The 21517-nt window shown below is 64.0% G+C and carries 27 protein-coding genes; 12 read left to right on the top strand and 15 right to left on the bottom strand.

Features of this window, described 5'->3' with window-relative positions; all coding sequences use genetic code 11:
* Window positions 1-13: 13 nt before the first annotated feature.
* Window positions 14-499 carry a peroxiredoxin gene (locus EHO51_RS14045; protein ID WP_124739406.1) on the bottom strand — a complete coding sequence of 162 codons (486 nt, stop codon included), beginning with the start codon at window positions 497-499 and terminating at the stop codon, window positions 14-16.
* A 394-nt stretch (window positions 500-893) separates the two neighbouring features.
* On the opposite strand from EHO51_RS14045, the gene EHO51_RS14040 reads away from it, so the two are divergent.
* Window positions 894-1196, top strand: coding sequence for a hypothetical protein (locus EHO51_RS14040; RefSeq protein WP_124739405.1), 303 nt, complete (start codon window positions 894-896; stop codon window positions 1194-1196).
* Window positions 1197-1206: 10 nt separating this feature from the next.
* On the opposite strand, the gene EHO51_RS14035 is transcribed toward EHO51_RS14040, so the two are convergent.
* Both EHO51_RS14035 and tlpA read right to left on the bottom strand, forming a co-directional pair.
* The gene (locus EHO51_RS14035) at window positions 1207-1641 is read right to left on the bottom strand and encodes a GlcG/HbpS family heme-binding protein (protein WP_018406311.1); all 435 of its coding nucleotides are present in this window, start codon (window positions 1639-1641) and stop codon (window positions 1207-1209) included.
* A 92-nt stretch (window positions 1642-1733) separates the two neighbouring features.
* Entirely contained in the window at window positions 1734-2462 is a 729-nt protein-coding gene (gene tlpA / locus EHO51_RS14030; RefSeq protein ID WP_124739404.1) for a thiol:disulfide interchange protein TlpA, read from the bottom strand.
* Between the two features lie 24 nt (window positions 2463-2486).
* Between tlpA and argH the strand changes: the two genes are divergently transcribed.
* From argH to EHO51_RS14010, 4 genes are all read left to right on the top strand, one after another.
* Entirely contained in the window at window positions 2487-3872 is a 1386-nt protein-coding gene (argH, locus tag EHO51_RS14025) for an argininosuccinate lyase (protein ID WP_124739403.1), read from the top strand.
* A complete protein-coding gene (locus EHO51_RS14020) occupies window positions 3869-4480 on the top strand; it encodes a thiamine phosphate synthase (protein WP_018406308.1) in 612 nt (203 codons plus the stop codon). Before argH ends, EHO51_RS14020 begins: the two co-directional genes overlap by 4 nt.
* A 110-nt stretch (window positions 4481-4590) precedes the next feature.
* Window positions 4591-5469, top strand: a complete 879-nt coding sequence (locus EHO51_RS14015; protein WP_164479405.1) for a tetratricopeptide repeat protein — start codon at window positions 4591-4593, stop codon at window positions 5467-5469.
* Window positions 5466-6365, top strand: coding sequence for an alpha/beta hydrolase (locus EHO51_RS14010; protein ID WP_124739401.1), 900 nt, complete (start codon window positions 5466-5468; stop codon window positions 6363-6365). The genes EHO51_RS14015 and EHO51_RS14010 overlap by 4 nt, the downstream gene beginning before the upstream one ends.
* Window positions 6366-6391: 26 nt before the next feature.
* Here EHO51_RS14010 and EHO51_RS14005 read toward each other — a convergent pair whose 3' ends face one another.
* The 5 genes from EHO51_RS14005 to EHO51_RS13985 form a co-directional block, all read right to left on the bottom strand.
* Window positions 6392-6823: a DUF2023 family protein gene (locus tag EHO51_RS14005; RefSeq protein ID WP_245434606.1), complete on the bottom strand. Its 432-nt coding sequence runs from the start codon at window positions 6821-6823 to the stop codon at window positions 6392-6394.
* On the bottom strand, window positions 6802-7284 hold the full coding sequence (fldA, locus tag EHO51_RS14000; protein WP_124739400.1) for a flavodoxin FldA: 483 nt from the start codon (window positions 7282-7284) through the stop codon (window positions 6802-6804). The genes EHO51_RS14005 and fldA overlap by 22 nt, the downstream gene beginning before the upstream one ends.
* A gap of 380 nt (window positions 7285-7664) precedes the next feature.
* Entirely contained in the window at window positions 7665-8783 is a 1119-nt protein-coding gene (locus tag EHO51_RS13995; protein WP_124739399.1) for a M48 family metallopeptidase, read from the bottom strand.
* Window positions 8784-8818: 35 nt separating this feature from the next.
* Complete coding sequence (locus EHO51_RS13990; protein WP_164479404.1) at window positions 8819-9202, bottom strand: endonuclease domain-containing protein; 384 nt, start codon at window positions 9200-9202, stop codon at window positions 8819-8821.
* A 140-nt stretch (window positions 9203-9342) separates the two neighbouring features.
* The gene (locus EHO51_RS13985) at window positions 9343-9903 is read right to left on the bottom strand and encodes a LemA family protein (RefSeq protein WP_029648168.1); all 561 of its coding nucleotides are present in this window, start codon (window positions 9901-9903) and stop codon (window positions 9343-9345) included.
* A gap of 164 nt (window positions 9904-10067) precedes the next feature.
* Here EHO51_RS13985 and def point away from each other — a divergent pair, with 164 nt between their 5' ends.
* From def to truA, 3 genes are all read left to right on the top strand, one after another.
* Window positions 10068-10634, top strand: coding sequence for a peptide deformylase (gene def / locus EHO51_RS13980; protein WP_018406301.1), 567 nt, complete (start codon window positions 10068-10070; stop codon window positions 10632-10634).
* 15 nt (window positions 10635-10649) lie between these two features.
* On the top strand, window positions 10650-11576 hold the full coding sequence (fmt, locus tag EHO51_RS13975) for a methionyl-tRNA formyltransferase (RefSeq protein ID WP_124740169.1): 927 nt from the start codon (window positions 10650-10652) through the stop codon (window positions 11574-11576).
* A gap of 179 nt (window positions 11577-11755) precedes the next feature.
* Window positions 11756-12496 (top strand): tRNA pseudouridine(38-40) synthase TruA, encoded by a 741-nt coding sequence (truA, locus tag EHO51_RS13970; RefSeq protein ID WP_124739397.1) that lies wholly within the window; start codon window positions 11756-11758, stop codon window positions 12494-12496.
* Between the two features lie 21 nt (window positions 12497-12517).
* Here the strand turns inward: truA and EHO51_RS13965 are convergent, their stop codons facing one another.
* From EHO51_RS13965 to EHO51_RS13950, 4 genes are all read right to left on the bottom strand, one after another.
* Window positions 12518-12733 carry a hypothetical protein gene (locus EHO51_RS13965; RefSeq protein WP_124739396.1) on the bottom strand — a complete coding sequence of 72 codons (216 nt, stop codon included), beginning with the start codon at window positions 12731-12733 and terminating at the stop codon, window positions 12518-12520.
* Window positions 12734-12997: 264 nt separating this feature from the next.
* Entirely contained in the window at window positions 12998-13186 is a 189-nt protein-coding gene (locus EHO51_RS13960) for a hypothetical protein (RefSeq protein WP_124739395.1), read from the bottom strand.
* A 112-nt stretch (window positions 13187-13298) separates the two neighbouring features.
* Window positions 13299-14039, bottom strand: coding sequence for a molybdopterin-dependent oxidoreductase (locus tag EHO51_RS13955; protein WP_124739394.1), 741 nt, complete (start codon window positions 14037-14039; stop codon window positions 13299-13301).
* Entirely contained in the window at window positions 14036-14653 is a 618-nt protein-coding gene (locus EHO51_RS13950; protein ID WP_124739393.1) for a cytochrome b/b6 domain-containing protein, read from the bottom strand. The genes EHO51_RS13955 and EHO51_RS13950 overlap by 4 nt, the downstream gene beginning before the upstream one ends.
* A 130-nt stretch (window positions 14654-14783) precedes the next feature.
* On the opposite strand from EHO51_RS13950, the gene EHO51_RS13945 reads away from it, so the two are divergent.
* The gene (locus tag EHO51_RS13945) at window positions 14784-15794 is read left to right on the top strand and encodes an NAD-dependent epimerase/dehydratase family protein (protein ID WP_124739392.1); all 1011 of its coding nucleotides are present in this window, start codon (window positions 14784-14786) and stop codon (window positions 15792-15794) included.
* A 53-nt stretch (window positions 15795-15847) separates the two neighbouring features.
* Here the strand turns inward: EHO51_RS13945 and EHO51_RS13940 are convergent, their stop codons facing one another.
* Window positions 15848-16123 carry a DUF3303 domain-containing protein gene (locus tag EHO51_RS13940; protein WP_124739391.1) on the bottom strand — a complete coding sequence of 92 codons (276 nt, stop codon included), beginning with the start codon at window positions 16121-16123 and terminating at the stop codon, window positions 15848-15850.
* Between the two features lie 280 nt (window positions 16124-16403).
* On the opposite strand from EHO51_RS13940, the gene EHO51_RS13935 reads away from it, so the two are divergent.
* Complete coding sequence (locus EHO51_RS13935) at window positions 16404-16832, top strand: regulator (protein ID WP_124739390.1); 429 nt, start codon at window positions 16404-16406, stop codon at window positions 16830-16832.
* Between the two features lie 126 nt (window positions 16833-16958).
* On the opposite strand, the gene lysA is transcribed toward EHO51_RS13935, so the two are convergent.
* Together lysA and lptM are read right to left on the bottom strand one after the other, a co-directional pair.
* Complete coding sequence (gene lysA, locus EHO51_RS13930) at window positions 16959-18227, bottom strand: diaminopimelate decarboxylase (protein ID WP_124739389.1); 1269 nt, start codon at window positions 18225-18227, stop codon at window positions 16959-16961.
* 4 nt (window positions 18228-18231) lie between these two features.
* Window positions 18232-18522: an LPS translocon maturation chaperone LptM gene (gene lptM / locus EHO51_RS13925; protein ID WP_124739388.1), complete on the bottom strand. Its 291-nt coding sequence runs from the start codon at window positions 18520-18522 to the stop codon at window positions 18232-18234.
* Window positions 18523-18834: 312 nt separating this feature from the next.
* On the opposite strand from lptM, the gene EHO51_RS13920 reads away from it, so the two are divergent.
* On the top strand, window positions 18835-19401 hold the full coding sequence (locus tag EHO51_RS13920) for a L,D-transpeptidase (RefSeq protein ID WP_245434605.1): 567 nt from the start codon (window positions 18835-18837) through the stop codon (window positions 19399-19401).
* 151 nt (window positions 19402-19552) lie between these two features.
* The gene (gene dxs / locus EHO51_RS13915; protein ID WP_124739387.1) at window positions 19553-21481 is read left to right on the top strand and encodes a 1-deoxy-D-xylulose-5-phosphate synthase; all 1929 of its coding nucleotides are present in this window, start codon (window positions 19553-19555) and stop codon (window positions 21479-21481) included.
* The last annotated feature ends 36 nt before the right edge of the window (window positions 21482-21517 follow it).

Below are 21517 nucleotides of genomic sequence, written 5' to 3'. Positions count from 1 at the left end.
CTGGAAGAAGCGCCTAGAGATGGGCGAGCGTCGCTTCGGCGGTCGAGACCTTGGCTTCGCTCGAATTCTCCTCGACATTGATCCATTTCACGACGCCGTCGTCGATCAGCGCCGAATAGCGCTTGCCGCGCACGCCAAGCCCCGCGTCGGTCAGATCGAGTTCGAGTCCAAGCGCTTTGGCGAAGGCCGCCGAACCGTCGGCGAGCGCGTCGATCTTGTCGCCGCCGCCCGACTCCTTCACCCAGGCGTCGAGCGCGAAAATGTCATTGACCGCCGTGACCGCCACGGCGTCCACGCCTTTGGATTTGATTTCATCCGCCTTGGCGATGAAGCCCGGCAGATGTTTCTTGTGGCAGGTCGGCGTATAGGCGCCGGGAACGCTGAAGAGCGCCACCCTGCGTCCCGCAAAATAGTCCTTCGTGGCGACCGGCTCCGGTCCATTCTTGCCCATGACGGTCAGCTTCACGTCGGGGAGTCGGTCTCCAGCTTTAATGGTCATGCACGATCTCGCTCTGATTTAGGGTAAGGCCCAGACTAGATAGCGCGCTTCCTGGCTTTGTGTCGCGTGCGCGGCGCGACTTGCTTGTAGCGCACTTGTGAGCTTCGCCGAGGCGAGGCAACATGCGCAAGTCGCCAGCGCAGACGATTCGCCTCTGGAGGACGGGCTAATGTCGGATTCTTCGAATGGAGGCGGCGGCGAGACCCCGCCTTCCGCATGGGTGTGGAGCCAGTATCGCGCCGTGTCGCCTGATTCGTCTGATTCACCTTCTCGACGCGCGCCGGTCCTCACAAAGAGGAGCGTGCAAACGCCGCCGCCGCGACCCGCATCTGATCCGCCGCCGCCACGACGCTCCGGCGGGAATGGGGGAGGAGGCGGAGGGATCGCCTTCCTGGTGGCGCTCGCGATTTTAACGCTCGCCGCCGCGACATGGTGGTTCGCCGCCTCGCGGTCGCAGCCTCCGGCCGCTCCCGATGCGCAGCCCGTCGAAGAGAGCGGCGCGCCGAGCGCGCCGCCGCCCGAACCCGACGCCGCCGCGCCGCCGCCCGAATCCGTTGCGCCGTCTTCACCGCAGGAGGCCGCCCCATCGGCGCCGCCGCCTGCGCCAGCTGCGACGCCGGTTGAGCAGAGGGCGACGCCGAGCGCAACGACGGCGCCCGGCGCGAAGCGGAAAAAGCCGAAGAAAAAGCCTCGATAACGCGCGCGGCTCAGGTCCGCCAGGGATGCTCGGGGAGGTCGCACACGCCGAGCGTATCGACGCCCGCCTGCGCGACCGCATGATCATTCTCCACGGCCGAACCGCTGACGCCGATGGCGCCGATCATCACGCCGTCAGCGTCGACGATGGGGAGTCCGCCGGGAAAGGTGATGAGCCCGTCATTCGAATGCTCGATGCCATAGAGCGGTCCGCCGGGTTGCGACAGCTTGCCGATCTGTCCGGTCGGCATGCCGAAGAAGACGGCGGTCTTCGCCTTTTTCATTGCAATGTCGATGCTGCCGACCCAGGCGTCGTCCATCCGCTCGAACGCCTTCAGAACGCCGCCGGAATCGACGACGGCGATGCACATCTGAGTGCCGAGCTCGATGGCCTTGCGGCGCGCCGCGGCAATCGCTTTGTCCGCCTGTTCAATCGAAACATGCATTCGCCGATCTCCTTTTTTTAAAAACAGCCGCCTCTGGGGTCGTCGATCGCGAAATTAGAGTGGTGGCGACCCGAGGGATGGCGGCTGTGCGACTAATCCGAAGGCGTCTCGAGCGCGCGGGAGATCAGCGCCTTGGCGTCCGCGCTGTCCCAGGCGGCGGGACCATTCATCAGTCCGATCTGGCAGCCGTCAGCGCCGATCAGCGCCGTGGTGGGGAGACCCAGGGCTTTGCCTGACTGCTTCATCTCATAGAAGATGTTGGCCTTTGGGTCGCCATAATAGGTCAGCGACTTGACGCCGGTCTCAGCGAGAAACGCCTTCGCCCTTTCAAGGCGGGTCGTATCGACGTTGACGGCGACGACTTGAAAGTCCTGTCCGGCGAAGGCCTCTTGCAGCCTGTCGAGCGCCGGCATCTCGGCGCGGCAGGGCACGCACCAGGTCGCCCAAATATTGAGGAGCGTCGTCTTGCCCTTGAGAGAGGCGAGCGAAACCGGGGCGCCGTCGGGCCCGTCAAATGCGTAGTCCGGCATCGGCTGCGGCTTTGCGGCGATGATCATCGCCGCGACTTCGCCCTTCGCGAGATCTTTGAGAGCGGCGGCGATCTTGGCCGACGTCGCGCAGGCTGCGTTGACGTCGGGCGCCGGAGCGGCGCTCTGATCGGCCGCGCCTGCGGGAGCGCCTTCATCCACGGCGCGTTCAGGCGGTTTCTTGCCGCCCATGCTGCCGATCACGTATAGAAACGCCACGCTTGCCGCGATTGTTATCGAGGCCGCCTTCACGACAAGTAGGAAAGATCGCGGGGGCGGTGGCGATTTGGCCATGAGGCGTGGGCTCCGAGGTTAAAAATGACGAGCAAGATATGGGGCGGACGCTTCAAAAGCGCAACCGACGCGGTTCTGGAGGCGATCAATGTCTCGATCGACTTCGACAAGCGCCTGGGCCTGCAGGACGTCCGCGGCTCGCTCGCCCATGTCGCCATGCTCGGCGAAACGGGGATCGTGTCGCGCGACGACGCGGCGAAGATCGCCGATGGATTGGAGCGAGTCAAAGCGGAAATCGAGAACGAGCGCTTCCATTTTTCGCGCGCGCTCGAAGACATTCACATGAACGTTGAGTCGCGCCTTGCCGAGCTGATCGGCCCGGCGGCGGGGCGACTGCACACGGCCCGCTCTCGCAACGATCAGGTGGCGACCGATTTCCGCCTCTACATTCGCGATCAGATCGACGCGCTCGATGCCGAACTCGCCGATCTGCAGCTTGCGCTTGCGACCCGCGCCCGGGAAGAGGCGGCAAGCGTCATGCCCGGCTTCACGCATCTGCAATCGGCGCAGCCGGTGACGCTCGGCCATCATCTCCTCGCCTATGTCGAAATGATCGCCCGTGATCGCGGACGTCTTCGCGACGCGCGCGCGCGGCTCAACGAATGTCCGCTCGGCGCAGCGGCGCTGGCCGGGACGAGCTTTCCGATCGACCGCGCGATGACGGCGCGCGCGCTCGGCTTCGATCGGCCGACGGCGAATTCGCTCGACAGCGTCTCCGATCGCGACTTCGTTCTGGAGACGCTGAGCGCGGCGGCGATCTGCGCCACGCATCTGTCGCGCTTCGCCGAAGAGATCGTGCTGTGGACGACGCCGCAATTCGGCTTCATCACGCTGTCCGATAAATTCACCACCGGCTCGTCGATCATGCCGCAAAAGCGCAATCCCGACGCCGCCGAACTCGCGCGCGGCAAATCGGGCCGCGTCATCGGCGCGCTTGTCGCGCTGCTCGTCGTCATGAAGGGCCTGCCGCTCGCCTATTCGAAGGACATGCAGGAGGATAAGGAAGGCGCCTTCGACGCGCTCGACACCTTATCGCTCTGCATCGCCGCCATCGCCGGCATGGTCCGCGACATGCGCGTCGACCGCGCGCGGATGAAGATCGCCGCCGGCGCGGGCTATGCGACCGCGACCGACCTTGCCGACTGGCTGGTGCGGGCGCTGTCGCTGCCGTTTCGCGAAGCGCACCACGTCACCGGCCGCATCGTCGCGCTCGCTGAAACGCGCGGCGTGGGTCTTGAGGATTTGACGCTCGAGGACATGCAGAGCGTCGAACCGCGCATCAACGCCGATGTTTGCGCCGTGCTTGGCGTCGAGAAGTCGGTGCAAAGCCGCAAAAGCTTCGGAGGCACGGCGCCCGACAATGTGCGCGCCGCCGCGCAAGTCTGGCTCGACAGATTGAAGGACAAATGAACGACATTTCGCCGCGACTCTACCTCGCGACCCCGCCGCTTGCCGACGCGGCGGCATTCGCGCCTGCGCTTAACGAGGCGCTGGCGGCGGGCGACGTCGCAAGCCTGCTCATTCGTTTCGCCGATGCCGACGAACGCGGCCAGGAAGCGATCGTGCGCGCTCTGGCGCCCGGCGCGCAGGATAAAGGCGTCGCGGTCCTTGTCCAGGCGGCGCCCAATGTCGCGCTGCGCGCCGGCGCCGACGGCGTCCATGTCTCGGGCTGCGGCGAGGATCTCGCCGACGCGATCAAGAAACTCTCGCCGCGCTACATCGTCGGCGCCGGAGATATCGAGACGCGCGACGACGCTATGCGCGCGGGCGAGTTAAGCGCCGACTATGTGATGTTTTCGGATCTTGACCGCGAAGCGCTTGTTGAGCGCGTCGCCTGGTGGGCGGAGCTTTTCAACACGCCCTGCGTCGCTCGCGCGGAATCGCTCGACGACGTCGCGCCGCTGGTTCAAGCGGGCGCCGACTTCGTGCGGCTCGACGACGCCGTCTGGAGCGACGCGCGCGGTCCGGCGGCGGCAGTGGCTGAGGCGCAGGCGAGGCTTAAGGGAGCAGGCGCATGACTCAAAGCCGTCCCCATCATCCGGAAAGGGACGCGTCATTGCGAGGCGCAAAGCGCCGAAGCAATCCAGGAGCCGAACGATGCTTGCGGGATTGCTTCGCTTCGCTCGCAATGACGGCGTTTATCGCAAGTTGCATGCTCTTTCTCGCGCCTGCCGCCCGCGCCGCCAATGATGCGCCGCCCGCGCCGGACTTCGCCTTCGGCGCCTATCAGCGCGGCGATTATCTGGTCGCGATGAAGGAAGCGAAGAAGCGCCTCGCCGCCAATCCCAAGGACGCCGCCGCGCTCACCCTTATCGGTCAGCTTTACCTCGAAGGCGCGGGCGTGGGCCGTGACCTCTCGACCGCGATGCAATGGTTCAAGCGGGGCGCCGACGCCGGCGATAAAGAAGCGGCCTATCTCTACGGCGCCGCGGCGCTCAATGGCGCCGGCGCGCCCAAGAACCGCGCGCTCGCCCGCGCCTATCTGGAGAAGGCCGCGGCGCAGGATCATCCCGCCGCCCTCCATCTGATCGGGGAACTCGCCCTCGAAAATGAGGGCGCCCCATCCGACTTCGGCAGAGCGTCTGACTATTTCCGCCGGGCCGCGGCGAAAGGGGACGCGGATTCGCTCTACGCGCTTGGCGTGCTCTACAAGACCGGCAGAGGCGTTCCCAAGGACGAGCGGGAAGCCGCGGAATGGTTCAGGCGCGGAGCCGAACTGGACTTCCCGCCGGCGATGGTCGAGTTCGCCGTTCTTCAGTTCAATGGCGTCGGCGTGCCGCGCGACCGCGCCGGCGCCGCGCAATGGTTTCGCAAAGCGGCGGCGAAGGGCAACGCCGTGGCGCAAAACCGTCTCGCCCATATTCTTGCCGAAGGCCTCGGGGTCGAGGCCAATCTCGCAGAGGCGCGCGAGTGGCGCGACAAGTCGCGCGAAGCCGGGCTGAACGATTCCTCGCTCGATTATCTCTCGAGCGCGTCCACGCCGGCGAAGCCGACCGCGGTAAAATGAGCGCCGGCGGCGCGAGCGCGGCGACGCGGCGGACCGTCGCGTTCCTTCGCCGTTTCGTTAAGCCGCGCATCCTATCGTTGACGGCGCCTTTGCGCGGCCTTCAGCGGCTCGTCGAAATGCTGTCTCCCGAACGGCGCGCGCCTTTCGCGGCAGAGATTCCTGGCGATTGGACTCCTGCTTCAGGCGGCGCGATTGCAACGCTGTTCTATCTTCACGGCGGCGCCTACCTCATCGGGTCGCCGCGGCTTTTTCGCTATGCTTCGTGCGCGTTCGCCCGCGCGGGCTTCGATGTCTTCGCGCCAGCCTATCGGCTCGCCCCGGAGCATGTTTTTCCCGCCGCGCTCGAAGATGTCCTGCGCGCCTATCGGACACTCGTTGAGGCGCGGCCGGGACCCTTCGTCATTGTCGGCGATTCGGCTGGTGGCGGGCTTGCGGTCTCGCTCTTGCTGCGCATCCGCGATGAGGGCTTACGGCCGCCCGTCGCCGTAGCGCTGTCCTCGCCCTGGGTCGATCTCGCCGCGACCGGCGCCTCGATGCGCGAGAATGAAGAACGTGACCCCCTGTTCACGCGCAAGGACATTCTGCTCGGCGCCCGCGCCGTGCTGGGACGCCAAAGCGGCAGAAATCCGCTTGCGTCGCCGATCTACGCCGATCTTTCCGGGCTGCCGCCGCTGCTCGTTCACGTCGGCGCGGACGAAGTGCTGAGAGATGATTCGACGCGGCTCGTGGCGCGCGCACGGCAGGCGGGGGTCGACGCGCAGCTTGAGATCTGGCCGTGCGTGCCGCACGCCTGGCAGCTGATGAGCTTTCTTCCCGAAGCGCGCGACTCGCGGGCGAAAGCGATCGAATTTTTGAAGGCGCGGGTCGCTCAGGCGCCCTTCAGCGACGCCGGCTGATCAGGCCTGGCGCCCACCAGATCCCATCATTCGGCCGCCAGAGGCAGGTCCTCCGGCATGCCCCGACCCGAACGCGTGAGAAAGCGGCGGCACTGCTGCTCGCGATCGTAGCCGAGCAGCGTGCCAAGCATGAAGTCCTCCTCCGCCGTGAGCGCGTTGAGCGGACGCGTGACGATGGAACGCGCCACGGCGACGTAGGCGGGCCGGCCAAAGAAGAGGTTCACCTTGAACTGATTGAGCTCCTGGACGAAGTGATGGATGCCTTGCCTTTCTAACTTGCCGAGCGTCACTTCCAGTTCCCGACGGCTAAGGGTCATCAGAAACAGGCCGCGAACGCCCCTTCCGTATTCATAGATGTTGTGATGAAAGAGCCGCAGCACCGGCGCTGCATCGGCAGAGCGACAGCGCGTCGACAGGGGCTGAACGCTCTCGTCGATCAAAGTAACTGGCTCAGCCATGCGGTCACTCTTTTTTCGGTCTTGCCGGATTGGGTATCCTGGTCGAGGGCGAGGCCCACGAACTTGCCATCCCGCTCGGCGGTGGAGCCGACATAGTCATAGCCGGAGGTTTCGGTGAAGCCGATCACCTTGGCCCCGAGCGCCGACACTTCGTCATAGAGGATGCCCATCGCGTCGACGAAGGAGAGCGGATAAGTCTGCTGGTCGCCAGTGCCGAACAAGGCGACTTTTTTGCCCTTCAGGTCGGCGCTGCGCAGCTTGTCGATGTTCTCTTCCCAGTCCGTTTGCAGGGTGCCGTCGCCATAGGTCGGAGAACCCAGGATCAACAGGTGACAATTTTCGAAGTCGTCGGTCGTGGCGTCCTTGATGTCCACGGACCGCCCCTGGCACTTCTTCGAGATTTTTGAAGCAACCCCCTTCGTCGCGCCGCCGTCGGAACCGAAGATGACCGTGATGCTCATGCCCGCGCCTCTTCCGCGAATTGGACGATGAAGTCAGCGGTTAAGCTAAGAAAAGCCCAAAGAGCCGCTCTAAGTAAGCACGCGCTGCTGATGCGCCGTGTATAGCGCAAATCTATTGATCATAAAATGACTATATATTGGAATGTGTGTAATTGTAGGTATTGTTACTTTGTATTTATTGTAATTACGAAGCACAGTATTTCTTCGAAGAGACGAGCGATGCGGCAGCGTCGAACTGGCCGGCAAATGCTATGGCTCTCCAGAGTCGGCACACAGACGGGCGTCATTGGGCTGCTGGATTGGATGGCTGACGTCGAAGATCGGCGTCGCCGAATAGACGGCGCTCTGAAGCTTCGCTTCGAGCCGAGGCCGCGCGCGGCTCAGCGTCCGGCGCTGCCCCAGGGACCGCGCGGCGGCCAGAGCGGATGGCGTCCGTCCTTGGGCAGGAAGGCGGCCTCGTCCTCTCGCGGCGCATCGATCGCCTCGCGTTCTTCTCCTAAAGCCGCGACCGATACGTCCCGGCCGCCGCCGAATTCGACGAGCGCCGCGACGCGCGCGTCGACGCTCGGATGGGTCGCAAGCCAGCCAAACTCCGGATGCAGCGCCGGCGATTCGATGAAGAAATACTGCATGCGCGAGGGCATGTTCGGAATCGCCGCATGCGCTTCGATCTTGCGCAGCGCCGAGATCATCGCGTCGGGGTTCTTCGTCAGTTCGACGCTGCCGGCGTCGGCGAGGAATTCGCGCGAGCGCGACAGGGCGAAGCGGATCAGCACGGAGGCGCCCCAGCTCAGCGCGATGATGAACAGGGCGATGAGAATGGCGAGCGCCGCGCCGCCATTGCCTCTTCGGCCATTGTCGCTTTCGGGGCGATGCGGCGAGAAGCCGAAAGGAAAATCCCAGCGGCGGATCGTCAGATCGGCGACGAAGGCGAAAATGCCGGCGAAAATCACGGCGATCACGAGAAGCTGAACGTCGCGGTTGCGAATGTGGGTCAGCTCATGCGCGAGGACCGCCTCGAGCTCGGCGTCGGTCAGATAGCGCGTCAGACCGCGGGTCACCGCGATCTTGTACTGTCCCTCTTTGAGCCCGGAAGCGTAGGCGTTGAGCGCGTCGCTCTCAATCATCTGCAGGGCGGGAATCGGGACGCCCCGAGAGATGCAGAGATTTTCGAGCAGATTGTAGACGCGCGGCGATTCGGCGCGCGACAGGTTCGCGGCGCCGGTGGCGAAGTCGATCATCTTCTGATGGAAGAGATAGGCGATGACGAACCAGGCGCCCGCCGCGACGACGCCGATCGGCCAGCCGCGTTTCAGATCATCGACCGCCAGCGCCAGGATGTAATCGAAAGGGGCGCCGGGCCGCGCGCTCATCGCCTCGATCAGCAGCGCGAAGGAGAACATCAGCGCAAGAAGCAGAACGACGAAGCCCGCGAGCAGAAAGGCCGAGCGCAGTTCGTTGGCGCGAATGTGGGAGTAAAGGCCGTAGGCTTTGAACATCGAATGGCCTTGCTTTGCCAGCGCGTTGCGAGGATTTAGGGGCCCACCTTCTCCCCTTGCGGGAGAAGGTGGCCGGCGGAGCCGGCCGGATGAGGGGGAGTTCGCTTCGCCGCTTCGATGACTTTTTGGACCGCGAGTTCGGGTGAGCCTATCACGAGGTCATTTTCCAGTCGCAAAAGGAAGAAGCCTCGGTCGCCGAACCAACGTTCCTTGGCTTTATCGCGCTTCTGTTGTTCTTCCCTGTCGTGCGATGGCCCATCGACCTCGACGACAATCCGGCGCTCGAAACAAACGAAATCGGCGATATAGTCGCCAATCGGAACTTGACGACGAAATTTCAATTGTTCTTTGCGCGCGCGTAAAGCGCGCCAAATAATCGTCTCCGCTTTCACTGCATTGGCGCGCTGAACTTTCGCCAATCGTAACATCACGTTTCGTGGAATAGGGGACATGATTTGCTTCGGTTCCTCTGCTCACCCCTCATCCGACCCTCGCTGCGCGAGGGCCACCTTCTCCCGCAAGGGGAGAAGGCGCCAACGATAACGCACGTTGACAACCCTTAGAACTCCACCTTCGGCGGGGTTTCGACGGCCTTCTGCTGCGCTTCGTCCAGCTCGAAATAGTCGAGCGGCTCGAAGCCGAAGCGCTGCGCGATGAGGAAACCGGGAAAGCCCTCCCGCGTGGCGTTGTATTCGGCGACGGTATTGTTGAGGAAGCGCCTCGCCGCGGAAATCTTGTTTTCGATGTCAGACAGCTCGCTCTGCAGCTGCTGGAAATTCTGGTTCGCCTTCAGATCCGGATAGGCTTCCGACAGCGCGATCAGTCGCGAGAGCGCGCCGGTCAGCGCGCCCTCGGCCGCCCCTATCTGCGCCGGGCCTTGCGCGGTCACAGCGGCGTTGCGCGCCTTGACTACGTCATCCAGCGTGCTTTTCTCATGGGTGGCGTAGCCCTTCACCGTCTCGACCAGATTGGGCACGAGGTCGTGGCGCTGCTTGAGCTGCACATTGACGTCGGAAAAGGCCTGCTTGCCGCGCTGGCGCAACGACACGAGGCCGTTGTAAACGCTGACCAGCCAGAAGGCGACGGCGGCGACGAGGCCCAGAATAATCAGCAAAGACATGGCGCGCGCTCTCCAGGCGCCGCTCCGCGCGGCGGCGATCATTTTTTACCCGTGCATGTTAGCCGCGTTTGGCGCTTAGGCAAGGACGCGGGCCCCCTTTCGATTTGACGGACGCGTCGGTCGCGCCTATCTCATGGAAACGCAAAGAGCCACGGCGAAACACAATGGCCATTCTGCCCATCATCACGCTTCCGGATCCGCTGCTGCGAAAGATTTCCGAACCTGTCGACCGTGTCGACGCGGAGGTGCGGCGTCTGCTCGACGATATGCTGGAGACCATGTACGAGGCGCCCGGCGTCGGCCTCGCGGCGATCCAGGTCGCCGTGGCCAAGCGCATCGTCGTCGTCGACACGGGCAAAACCGAGGAGACGCGTTCGCCGCTCTTCCTCATCAACCCGGAAATCATCTGGGCGTCGGAGGAACTGAGCGTCTATCAGGAAGGCTGCCTGTCCGTGCCCGACTATTTCGAGGACGTGAAACGGCCGGCGCGGGTGCGTCTGCGTCATCTCGACCGCGACGGCGCGGTTCAGGAATTCGACGCCGAAGGCCTGCTCGCGACCGTGGTGCAGCACGAACTTGATCACCTCGAAGGCGGGCTCTTCATCGACCATCTGTCGCGCTTAAAGCGCGAGCGCGTGGTCAAGAAGTTCAACAAGGCGGCGCGCCATGACGAGATCGCCGCCCAGCATCGCGCCGCCACGGAGCGTCAGTCGGAACAAGCCGGAGCCTGACGATTGCGCGACAGAATGCGCGTCGTCTTCATGGGCACGCCGGACTTCGCAGCCCATCTGCTCAAGGAAATCGTCTCTCGCGGCCATGAGATTGCGGCGGTTTACACGCAGCCGCCGCGACCGGCGGGACGCGGCATGGCGGAGAAGAAGTCCGCCGTCCACCTCTTGGCGGAGAGTCTCGGCCTTACCGTTCGTTCGCCGAAAAGCCTGAAGAGCGCCGACGCGCAGGCGGACTTCGCGGCGCTCGACGCCGACGTCGCCGTCGTCGCCGCCTATGGGCTGCTGCTGCCTCAGCCGATCCTCGACGCGCCGCGCTACGGCTGCCTCAACCTGCATGGCTCGCTGCTGCCGCGTTGGCGCGGCGCCGCGCCGATTCAGCGCGCGATCATGGCGGGCGACGCCGAGAGCGGCGTCATGGTGATGAAGATGGAGGCCGGTCTCGACACCGGCCCGGTCGCCTTGACGGCGAAAACGCCGATCGGCGCCGAGATGACGGCGGGCGAGCTGCACGACCGACTCGCGGAACTCGGCGCGCCGTTGATGGCCGACGCTCTCGATCTGCTCGCAAAGGGCGAACTGCGCTTCACGCCGCAGTCCGAAGACGGCGCCTGCTATGCGCAAAAGATCGAGAAGGCTGAAGCGCGGATCGATTGGCGTCGATCGGCGCAAGACCTCCATGATCTCGTGCGCGGCCTTTCGCCCTTTCCCGGCGCTTTTTTCGAAGCCGATCTCGGCCGTGGCTCCGAGCGCGTGAAGGTTTTGCGCGCGCGGGTCGATGAGGGGGCAGGAGCGCCAGGCGCTGCGCTCGACAACGCCGGGCTCATCGCCTGCGGCGCGGGCGCGCTGCGGCTGCTGCGCGTGCAACGCGCCGGCAAGGGCGAAATGGGGATTGAGGAGTTTTTGCGCGGCCGCAAGCTTGTGAGGGGCGTGACATTGGCATGAGTCTAATGCTCGACTTGCGCCTATCACCCTCCCCTCGAGGGGGAGGGTCGGCCCGCTATGCGGGCCGGGGTGGGATGAACTCCACGTTCATTCGGCCGTCACCCCCACCCGGGCGCCTTCGGCGCCCGACCTCCCCCCTCGAGGGGGAGGTGAGGTCGCGCCATGCGCGAGCGCATTGAATGCCCCGCTTCGCGCTGACGATCGAATATGACGGTGCGCCTTACGTCGGCTGGCAGCGGCAGGCGAATGGCGTTTCGGTGCAGCAACGCCTCGAGGAGGCCGTGGCCGCAATCAATGGCGGCCTGCGCGCCGTCGTTCATGGCGCGGGCCGCACCGACGCCGGCGTGCATGCGCTGGGGCAGATTGCGCATATCGATCTTGCGCGCGATTGGCGCGTCGATCGGCTGCGCGACGCGATCAATGCGCATCTCAAGCCTGATCCGATCGCGGTGCTCGCGGCGCGCGCGGTCGGCGAGGATTTCGAGGCGCGCTTTTCCGCGATCCGCCGCCATTATCTCTATATCATCGACAATCGCCGCGCGCCTTTGGCGCTGAACCTCGGCCGCGCCTGGCACGTCAAGCGGCCGCTCGATGCGCAAGCCATGCATGAAGCGGCGCAATCTCTCGTGGGCCGTCACGACTTCACGACCTTTCGCGCCTCGGAATGCCAAGCGAATTCGCCGATGCGTACGCTAGAGCGTCTTGACGTGCACCGTGAGGGCGAGCGCATCGAGATCGTCGTTTCGGCGCGCTCCTTCCTGCACAATCAGGTGCGCTCCATGGCCGGCTCGCTGGAGCATGTCGGCAGCGGCAAGTGGCGCGTCGAGGATCTGGCGCTGGCGCTCTTGGCGAAAGACCGTGCGCGCTGCGGACAAGTCGCGCCGCCGCACGGTCTTTACCTTGTTGCTGTCGATTATTAGCGATTTGCGCGAGGACGCCGGCTACTGCTTGTCGCCCGCGCCTCCCTCGTCAACCGGCGTCGGTTTGCTCGCGTCCTGCTTCGGCGCTTGCGGCTTCGCCGGCTTCTTCGCGGCATGTTTCGCGGCGCCGGGCGCGTTCGCGGATCTGTCTTCCTTGGCAAGCGCGCCGTGAATGGGAAGGAAGCTCGCCGATAGCACGGCAGCCAATATGCCGTTCACGCAGGGTCGCTGATTCATCACTGGTTGGTCCCCTCGAAGTGAGAGCCCCCCGCCGAATCAACCGGCCCGCCCCACAGTCATCAGGCGGGCCAACCATGATGATGTTGCGTCCCGCCCAAGTCCGAGCTGCGATGATTTTATGACCAAAAACGCGCCGTTTAAGGTCGTTCGTCCGATTGGTAAATGATGTCTGAATCGAAAGCGCCGCCAAATTCGGCGGCGCAGATTGGTCCCTGCGGTGGCGTCAGGTCCAGCGTGCCGTCAAATCGCCGCAGGCGCTTCCTATTCTTCGCGCTCTATCGCCTCTTCAGGCGCGGGTTCAATCTTGACCGGCCAAATCCCAGGCAGCCTCGCGGCCGGCCCAGGCGCGGCAAGCGCCGTCTTTTGCGCGAGAGCGCCATGGATGGAGATGATGCTGCCCGACAGAACGGCGGCCAGAATGCCGTTCACGGAGGGTCGACGATTGGTCATATATGCCTCGCTTGAAGCCTCGGCGCCGACTCATCTACCCGCCCGAGCGTGACTGACAGTCATATATAGTGGCGAGAAAGAGTCGAGACGAATCTTCTTGCCGGGCGCCCGGTTAAGAGCCACTGAACCAATTGTAGCCTTTGTCCTCCCAGTAGCCGCCCGGGTAGTCATTCGTTACAAAGATCTCGCCGATGAACTTCGGATTTTTGAATCCGAGTTTCGTCGGAAGGCGCAGGCGCAGCGGATAGCCGTATTTCGCGTCGGTGAAATCGAGCGCGAGCAGCGTTTGCGGATGCAGCGCGCTCGGCATGTCGATGCTTGAGTAATATTTGTCGGCGCATCTGAAACCGACGTAACGCGCCGTCAGGTCGGCGCCGATCCGCTCAAGAAAATGGCGGAAGGCGACGCCTTGCCATTTGCCGATCGCGCTCCAACCTTCGACGCAGACGAGTCGCGTAATCTGGCTCGACTGCGGCAGCGCGCGCAATTCGGCGAGGCTCCACGGCCGTTTGTCGGCGATGAGGCCTGAGAGCTGCAGTCGATAGTTCTCGCCGTCGATGAGGGGAACATCCTTCTCTTCGTAATAGGCGTTGAAGGGGAAAGGCGTCGTGACGTCCGCCTCAGAATAGGTCGGCGCGAGCTTCGCGGGATCGAAAAGCGCCGCCTGGATTTTATCGTTGAAGCGCGACATCGTCGTAAGCAGCCGATCGACGGCGTCATCGTCTTTCAGGGTGCAGCCCGAAAGGAGCGACAGCGCGCCAAGCGACAGGCCTTGCTTGAGAAAGAGACGGCGTTCGAGCCGCGCGATCTGCGGCCGAAGGGCGGAAAGACGTTCGCTGCGGGGCGGCTTCATCGCGGCGCCTCCGCGCGGCCGGTGAACATCGGGGCCAGAATGCCTTTGACGCTCACGGCGAGTCCGATGTGAACGATAAGGAAAGCGACGATCGCGGCCATGGCGAAGAAATGCACCCGTCGCGCCGTTTCAAATCCGCCCATCACCGCCGTCAGCGTTTGAAGCTGCACAGGCTTCCAGATCGCGAGGCCCGACAGAATGGCGACGATCACGGCAAGAATGACTCCGACGTAAAATACGCGCTGAGCGGCGTTGTAGCGGCCGGGCGCATGATCCAGGAGGCCTCGCATCGCGAGCAATACGTTGTCGAACGCGCCGCGGAGCGAGATCGGCATGAAGCTTCTTCGGAAGTGGCCCGAAACCAGGCCGTAAGCGAGATAAGCGAATCCGTTGATCGCCAGGAGCCACATTGCGGCAAAATGCCAAGCGAGCGCGCCCGCGAGCCAACCACCCAAAGTGAAATCCTTAGGAAACTCGAAGCCAAAGAGCGGCGAGGCGTTGTAGATGCGCCAGCCGCTCAGCACCATGACGAAGATCGCGAAAGCGTTCACCCAATGCGTCACCCGAACAAAGAGCGGGTGGATCGTCCTCGGCCTATCGGCGCCGGCAACCATGACGGTTTCTCCTCTTTGCGCCAACATATGGCTTGAGGCGGCGAAAACGAAGGCCTCGCACGCCCGTTGACAGGCCGGTCGCCTTCGCCCATGAGGGCGAAGCTTTCATCACGCGGGAATATGGCGGCTCATGCGCGTCTTCGTGACCGGCACGGCAGGCTTCATCGGCTTCCACTTGGCGAAGCGCCTGTTAGAGGCCGGGCATCTGGTGGACGGCTATGACGGGATGACGCCTTATTACGATCCTGGTCTGAAGGAGGCGCGCCGCGCCATTCTGCTGCGCAGCAACGGCTATCGCGACACGATCGCCATGCTGGAGGACATGGAGGCGCTGACGCGCGCCGCGGAGGAGGCCGCGCCGGACGTCATCATCCATCTCGCGGCGCAGGCGGGCGTGCGCTACTCGCTGCAAAATCCGCGCGCCTATGTCGACGCCAATCTCGTCGGCGCCTTCAACGTCATGGAGATCGCGCGACTGCTGAAGCCGCGGCATTTTCTCTGGGCCTCGACAAGCTCGGTCTATGGCGCGAGCCCGACCGTGCCATTTCACGAGAGCGACCGAACCGATTTCCCTTTGACCCTTTACGCCGCGACGAAAAAAGCCGGCGAAGCCATGGCGCATTCCTATGCGCATCTGTGGTCGATCCCGACGACGATGTTTCGCTTCTTCACCGTTTACGGCCCGTGGGGCCGACCGGACATGGCGCCGTTGAAGTTCGTCGACGCCATCGAGAACGACCGTGTCATCGACATCTATAACCATGGCGACATGTCGCGCGACTTCACCTATGTCGCAGACCTCGTCGAAGGCGTCGTGCGGTTGATCGACTGCGTTCCCCAGCGCGATTCAGACGACGATAGCGTGTCGCCTGTGGCGCCGTATCGCGTCGTGAACATCGGGCGCGGCGCGCCGGTGCAGCTTCTCGACTTTATCGAGACGATCGAACGAGCGCTCGGCAAAAAGGCCAAGCGCAACTATCTCGACATGCAGCCCGGAGACGTGCCGCGCACCTTCGCCAGCGCCGATCTCTTAGAGCGGTTGACCGGCTATCGCCCGCAGACGTCGCTTGAGGAAGGCGTCGCGGCGCTCGTCGAATGGTATCGCGACTATCGCGGCGCTCACGGAGAGTTGGCGTTCTGAACGGCGGCCACGACGCTCGGCGTGGTGGCCTTCCAGTCGCCGCAGCGCGTCTGTCACTTCTTGTTGGCTGAGAGAAAACTGTGCGCGGAGTCTTCGTCGAAGACCGGCGTGATGTGATTGACGTTGAGGTCCGTCCAGGATTGGAAGAGCTTGCCGAGGTCGGCGATGTCGTTGGCTTCGACGATGCTCCAGCCCTCGAGCAGCGTGACGGAAAGCCAGTTTCCGACGACTTTCATACCCTTCGGGGCGGCGTCGCCGAATTTCTGAAAGCGCTTGAGAACCTCGTCGCGACGTTCGGGCGTCATCTCATAATAGATCGCAAACAACATCGGCGTTTCTCCCGGCGGATTGGAAAGCGAAAGACGACTCAGCGCGTTTTTTCAAGATTTGCGGCTGGCCGCGCTCGAGGCTGCCTCAATTCGAAATTCCACACAAGGGCTCGGTCATTGCCGCGAGTCATTGCCCTGAGCGGACGCTTTCGTGCGCCGCCGCAGTGTCCGGCGTTACGTCAGGAAAATTGCCCAAGTCCCATTGGGCCAGCGTCCTTCTCGGGCCGCTGCGGCTCCTGTCATATTGGCGCGTCTTCACTGATGAGAGAGAGCGCGCATCATGTCGCAGTTTAGCTTCAACGACGGCAATATTCCATGGAAGCGCCTTGAGGGATTCGATCATCTGCTTTTTTCGGTCCTCGATATCGACGATCGAAACATCCTCCATGTGCTGTTCAAGTTTTCAGCCAATCAGCGGATCGTGCTTCACCGACATTGCGCGCTCAACAAGACATTTGTCATTCAGGGAGAACATCGGCTCTATCACGCGAGCGGCGAACTGAAAGACGTCAGGCCGGCGGGCAGTTACACCGTCAGCCCTCCCACAGACGAGCCTCATCGAGAAGGCGGCGGCGATCAGGACGTCGTCGTGCTGTTCACCATCTATGATCGAGAAGGTCCGCTCTATGAGATTCTCGATGACGATTCGAATGTTGTCGCAACGCTCTCGACGAATGATTTCGTAAATTTTTACGATCGCAGACACTAGAGCGCTTCCCGATCACATGGATCATGTGATCGATAAGGAATCGCTCAAAATCGAAATGGTGGGGCAGGTTCTCATCGAAAAAGTCTGTCATCTTTTTCGGAACCTGCTCCAGGCGCGTTCAGCGCGCTACGAGAGCCACGCCGGCACATGATCCTGCGCAATGAGCGCGGCGACGCTTGGGCGGGGACGGATCACCGCGAAGCGGTCGCCGTCAACCAGGACTTCCGGAATCAGCGGCCGCGTATTGTAGGCGCCTGACTGCACGGCGCCATAGGCGCCGGCCGTCAGCACGCAGAGCAATTCGCCGGCGCGCGGCTCCATGATCTCGCGTCCATGCGCAAGATAGTCGCCCGTCTCGCAGACAGGTCCGACGACGTCGGCGACGATCTTCCGCCGATCGGCGTTCTTTTGGACGGGGATGATGTCGTGCCAGGCGTCGTAGAGCGTCGGACGGATAAGATCGTTCATGCCGGCGTCGACGATCACGAAGGTCTTGGCGTCGCCATGCTTCACATAGATGACGCGCGTGACGAGTATGCCGGCGTTGCCGACGATGAGCCGTCCCGGCTCCAGCACCAGTCTGCAGCCGAGCCCGCCGAAATGCCGGCGCACGATCTCGGCGTATTTGTCGGGATGGTAGGACTGCGGATCGTCGCCGTCACGATAGGGAATCCCCAGCCCGCCGCCGAGATCGACATGCGAGATATCGTGCCCGTCGGCGCGCAGATCGCGCACAAGCTCGGCGAGCAGCGAAAAGGCCTCGTCGAAGGGCGCGAGGTCGGTGAGCTGGGAGCCGATATGCACGTCGGCGCCGGCGAGTTCGATTCCCTTGAGCTTGGCGGCGAAGGCGTAGACTTCCCGCGCCCGCGACAGCGGCACGCCGAACTTGTTTTCGGCGAGGCCGGTGGAAATCTTCTTATGGGTGCGGGCGTCGACGTCCGGGTTGACGCGGAGCGACACGCGCGCCGCGCGCCCGAGAGCGACTGCGGCTTGCGACAGGGCTTCGAGTTCGGGCTCCGACTCGACGTTGAAACAGAAGATTCCGGCGTCCAGCGCCGCCACGATCTCCTCGCGCGTCTTGCCGACGCCGGAAAAGGTGATTTTTTCGGGCGCGACGCCGGCGGCGAGGGCCCGCGCCAGTTCTCCGCCGGAGACCACGTCCATCCCCGCGCCCTCGCGCGCGAGGAGACGCAGCACGGCCTGATTGGAGTTGGCCTTGACGGCGTAGCAGACCAGCGCGTCGAGGCCGGCGAAGGCCTGTGAAAACACCCGATAGTGGCGTCGGATCGTCGCCGCCGAATAGCAATAGAAGGGCGTGCCCACCTCATCGGCGAGCGTCGCCACGGCGACCTCCTCGGCGTGGAGCGCGCCGTTTCGATAGTCGAAAAGATGCATCGGCTTACAGCAGCGGGTCGAGCGGGAAGGGATATTGCGCGGGCGGGCGATTGCCGATGGTGCCCGGAATCGGCGGCGGCGGGAGAGAGGTTTCAGCAGCGCCGGCCGCCGGCCGGGGCGCCCCCCGCGCCGCTCTCGCTTCCGCCTCCGCCCGCAGGATCGCTCCGCGCGCCTGCGTTTCGGGCGGCAGCTCCACAGGCCCGCGACGGCCGCAAGCGCCGAGGCTCGCGGCGACGAGCGCCAGCGCAAGAACCGCCAAGGGGCGGCGGGTGAGGAGCGGCAATGGAGGCGTCACGGCGATTCGTCCCAGGGGAGAGCCGGCGCACTATAGCGATGAAGCAAAAAAAGGCGAGGGCGCAGGCGTGACGAAGATCGGCTTCTTTGCGGGCGAGAGAAGAGTCCGGCATCCGCCGCATGCGCTTTGACCCAGTGAGGCGCGCCGCGAGCGCTCGAGCTTTCCTGTTCCAAAAATGGAACGGAGTTAAGGATTGCCGTCGACGTGACCACAACCAGCTGGGCTGGACGCGGCGCTCCAAGGAGCCAAATTAACCGAGAAAGCCCAAAAGCCGGGCCATCCACCGGTGCGCCTTTACGATTTGGCGTCTGCGTGTTTAGGTCGAGCATGGCCAGTTTTCAGCGACTATTCGCGGCTCTTGCCGCGGCTGTTTTCGTGACGGTGGCCCCTGCAGGCGCCGCGGTGCGCGTCCGCATCGACCTTGCCGCGCAAAGGCTCGAGGCGGTCACGCCGGAGGGCGAGACGGTCAGGTGGAGCATCTCCAGCGGCCGCCGAGGATATGAAACGCCGGCAGGAACTTACAGCGTCATGCGCATGGAGGCCGATCATCATTCCGACGAATATGATCAGGCGCCGATGCCCTACGCGATCTTCTTTTCGCCGCGCGGCCTCGCCATCCACGGGAGCTATGAGCGCGGTTTGGGCCGTCCGCTCTCGCACGGCTGCGTGCGGCTCGCGGTTCCGAACGCGCGGCAACTCTTTGATTGGGTTGGCAAGCACGGGGCGACGATCGAAATCACCGGCGGCGCCCGCCGCGCGGCCGGCCGCCAGGAAGCCGAGCGCCAGGAGACGGAGCGCCCACGCCTGACGCGGCGACCGCGCCCGGTTTACGAAGAGCCCTCATTCGGCTTCGGCATGGAGAGCTTCTCCCCTTATTAGGTCAGCCAGAATACCGCAGCGCTCGGCGTTGCATCTAAGCAACACTCACGGATTGAATCGAAATGGATGCTGCGGCGCGTTTGCGGGGCTGCTTATTAACGGGTAATGCTCGGATTTCTGGCGCTTGTTGTTGACGAGCAGAGTAGAGACATTGACGACATCCAAAACCCCCCTTCTCGACCGCATCGCCTCCCCCGAAGATCTGCGTAAGCTCCGTCCCAGCGAGCTCAAGCAGGTCGCGGAGGATTTGCGGCGCGAGACGATCGACGCCGTGTCCGTGACCGGCGGCCATCTTGGCGCGGGTCTTGGCGTCGTCGAGCTGACGGTCGCCCTGCACTATGTTTTCGACACGCCGCGGGACAAGGTGATCTGGGACGTCGGCCACCAGACCTATCCCCACAAGATCCTCACCGGCAGGCGCGACCGCATCCGCACGCTGCGCATGGGCGGCGGGCTGTCCGGCTTCACCAAGCGCGCCGAAAGCGAATATGACGCCTTCGGCGCCGGCCATTCCTCGACGTCGATCTCAGCGGGACTCGGCATGGCCGTGGCGCGGGATCTCGCCGACGGCGACAATCACGTCGTCGCGGTGATCGGCGACAGCTCGATGTCGGCCGGCATGGCCTATGAGGCGTTGAACAACGCCGGGGCGCTGCACTCTCGCCTGATCGTCATTCTGAACGACAATGACATGTCGATCGCCCCGCCCACGGGCGCCATGTCCGCCTATCTCGCCCGCCTGGTTTCGGGCGGCGCCTACCGCTCGATCCGCGAGGCCGCCAAACAGCTCGCCAGCCATCTGCCGCGCTTCATCTACGACAAGGCGCGCAAGGCCGAGGAGTTCTCGCGCAGCTTCATCACCGGCGGCACGATGTTCGAGGAGCTCGGCTTCTATTATGTCGGGCCGATCGACGGCCACAACCTCGACCACCTGCTGCCCGTGCTCAAGAACGTCCGCGACAAGGACGACGGGCCGGTCCTGGTTCACGTCGTCACGCAGAAGGGCAAGGGATTTGGGCCGGCGGAGGAATCGGCCGACAAATGCCACGCCGTCAATAAATTCGACGTCGCGACCGGCATCCAGATCAAGCCCAAGGCCAATGCGCCGACCTATACGAATATTTTCGCCAAGGCGCTAATCGCCGAAGCCGAACATGACGACAAGATCGTCGCCATCACGGCGGCGATGCCGTCGGGCACCGGCCTCGACATCTTCGGCAAGGCCTTCCCGCATCGCACCTTCGACGTGGCGATCGCCGAGCAGCACGCCGTCACCTTCGCGGCCGGCCTCGCCTGCGAGGGCTACAAGCCCTTCTGCGCGCTGTATTCGACCTTCCTGCAGCGCGGCTACGATCAGGTCGTCCACGATGTGGCGATCCAGAACCTGCCGGTGCGTTTCGCCATCGACCGCGCCGGCCTCGTCGGCGCCGACGGTCCGACGCACGCGGGCGCCTTCGATCTCGCCTATCTCGGCTGCCTGCCGGGGTTCGTCATCATGGCGCCCGCCGACGAGGGCGAGTTGATGCATATGGTGGCGACCGCGGCGGCCTATGATGACGGCCCGAGCGCTTTCCGCTATCCGCGCGGCGAGGGCCTCGGCGTCGAGCTGCCGGAACGCGGCGACATTCTCGAGCTCGGCAAGGGCCGTATCCTGCGCGAAGGCTCGAAGGTCGCGATCCTCTCGCTCGGCACGCGGCTCGCGGACTCCCTGAAGGCGGCGGCGGAACTCGAAAGTTACGGCGTCTCGACCACCGTCGCGGACGCCCGCTTCGCCAAGCCCATCGACCGTGACCTGCTGCGCCGGCTCGCCGCCAATCACGAGGCGCTTATCGTCGTCGAAGAAGGATCCATCGGCGGCTTTGGCTCGCAGGTCTTTCAGGCGCTCTCCGAGGATGGGATGCTGGACGGCGTGCGCGGCGCGTTCAAATTCCGCAGCATGACCCTGCCCGACGCCTATATCGACCATGACAAGCATGAGTTGATGATCGCCAAGGCGATGCTCGACAGCAAGGCGATCGTCGGCAAGGCTCTGGAGCTTCTGGGCGACGAAAAGGCCGCGGCGCGAGTGATGATCGCGTAAGCGGCCGCACAACATTTCGCGGAAGTCTCCATAAAA

Origin of the sequence: Methylocystis rosea, assembly GCF_003855495.1 — a bacterium.
GTDB classification, from domain to species: domain Bacteria; phylum Pseudomonadota; class Alphaproteobacteria; order Rhizobiales; family Beijerinckiaceae; genus Methylocystis; species Methylocystis rosea_A.
The sequence above is the reverse complement of the archived record's forward strand: the minus strand, read 5'-3'. Positions and strand labels throughout refer to the sequence as shown.